The following is a 241-nucleotide window of genomic DNA, read 5'->3' as shown; positions in this document are numbered from 1 at the left end:
CCACAGGCGTGTTTTATACCAATGCGAGTTTAGCTGATGTAAGTGCTGGTTTGAATGAAATTATCAAAGGTCGTAGCGTGATCCCTCAAGATCTATCTCAATCATTAATGGGTATGGATAATGAAGATGAAAGCGATCAACTGACTATTCGTGAGCGTGAGGTATTACAAACGTTATTGTCTGGTAGCACCAATCTTGATATTGCGAATCAACTCTTTGTCAGTGAATCAACCATTAAGAC

The 241-nt window shown here is 39.4% G+C and carries 1 protein-coding gene; it reads left to right on the top strand.

Going from position 1 to position 241, the window contains the following annotated elements:
• The coding region (locus AAEY75_RS16815) for a LuxR C-terminal-related transcriptional regulator (RefSeq protein WP_352260303.1) at positions 1-241 on the top strand (241 nt) is incomplete at both ends.

The organism is Psychrobacter sp. TB55-MNA-CIBAN-0194 (genome assembly GCF_040309505.1).
GTDB classification, from domain to species: domain Bacteria; phylum Pseudomonadota; class Gammaproteobacteria; order Pseudomonadales; family Moraxellaceae; genus Psychrobacter; species Psychrobacter fozii.
The sequence above is the reverse complement of the archived record's forward strand: the minus strand, read 5'-3'. Positions and strand labels throughout refer to the sequence as shown.